Origin of the sequence: Pedobacter sp. CG_S7, from assembly GCF_040544395.1 — a bacterium.
Lineage (GTDB): Bacteria > Bacteroidota > Bacteroidia > Sphingobacteriales > Sphingobacteriaceae > Pedobacter.
The window spans coordinates 1-1,550 of record NZ_JBEONS010000097.1 but is presented as its reverse complement, the minus strand read 5'-3'; the positions used below and the strand labels follow the sequence as shown (position 1 = coordinate 1,550).

1 protein-coding gene is annotated in these 1,550 nt (G+C 35.9%); it reads right to left on the bottom strand.

From position 1 onward, the window contains the following. Positions 1-1,058: 1,058 nt before the first annotated feature. A partial coding sequence (locus AAKU52_RS17415; protein WP_354335910.1) for a transposase occupies positions 1,059-1,550 on the bottom strand: 492 nt, incomplete at its 5' end.

Below are 1,550 nucleotides of genomic sequence, written 5' to 3'. Positions count from 1 at the left end.
TAAATAAAGCAAAACAAACAAAAAAATCCTAACACGAAATCCACAAAATGTTAACAAGCATCTGATTTTTAACTATTTTTATGCGTTGACCCTGGGGCTTACACCACAAATTCTTTTCGCAGTAACAGAATTCATTCTGATCTGGTTCACCGAAGAGCCGCATTACAAATCAGCATCATCCAGACACGAAATCTTTATGATAATGCCATTGCTAAAGGACTAAAAGGATTCTCCTAATGGAATTTGATCTTGAAAAAGTTTTAAAAATGTAACTCTGGCCAATGCATGAGTAGAATCGGGAAACAAATAACAGGAATATTTACAGCGGTAATGTAGACTTCTTAGGTGATTAATTTAAGTGTTGTAAATTCTAATCAGTAAGTTACTGTGAAGGGGGTTAACGCAATGTTAACGCAATGGTAACGCAATGCTGGCGCAATGTTTACGCAATTAAAGATTGCGTAAACATTGGCTTTTGTTTGTGTTACTTACGTTTTTTTATCGTGTTTTACAGGTTATTGCTGCAAGTTGTGCTTTATTGGAATTAGTTTACAATGAAAAAGTGAATTCCTGATTAGTGGTTGCTATGCTAAAATTAATTATTGTAAAAAGTTTACAGTGGATTATAAATGTTCCTGCTGCTTGTTGAGCTCGCTTCAGCATGTTTTTTGTAAGGTTTATCCTTGCTAATCCTTTACACCCGATTGTAGGGTTTATTGTTCTTGTTCTAATGTGGGTTTTGTATCCTTATATATAAGGTGTGTTTTTAGAACCGTTTTGCCTGGCCTGTTTCTAGATTTGTGGATTGCTCTTTCTTTGTTTGTTGTTTGATCCGCTTTCTTTTGAGCCGTGATGTTTCTTTCTTTACCATTCGGGTATTTTTTTTTTCTGCATGGCCTGTGTTCTCTGACGGCTTTGTTTTTTTCTATTTTAACAAGCCAGATTCCTTTTTTTACTATTTAAAGTCATTAGTGTCCGATTAAATTTTAAAATTTCTCTAGAACTGGATTGGTTTATGATTAAAGCTATGCTGTTCACTTGTGTTCAAATAGAAGCCCCTATGTTTTAAACAGAGATAACTGCGTTTTCTTTAGGTTGTTTAGTTCTACCCAGTCTGCGCCAGGTGATTTAAGGAATTTGAATAGGTCTATATAGGTCATTAAATGATAACGGATTACGGACATCATGTTTGAAAATGCCCATTTCCTTTTGGCTTTTCTTTGTATCACAAGTATGATCAGCTGAATAATCAGGCTTACCCATATCTGTATTTCTATTGCATTTTGGTTATCACCAAGAAAATATTTCAATGGAAAATTCTGCTTGAGCCGTTTAAAAAGGGTTTCTATCTGCCATCGCTGTTTGTAGATGTCTGCTATGGTGTCCGCTGGAAGCTCGAAATTATTGGTAATAAACTCATATAGGCGAGCCTGCTGCTGGTGATAAAAAGCTATCCTACGCAATTTGATCACCGTTTTATCCTTGGTTACCTCAATAGTCTCATCCTTCAGCACGCCCGGATGGGTCTCCTCGCTGATATCAAATTCTTC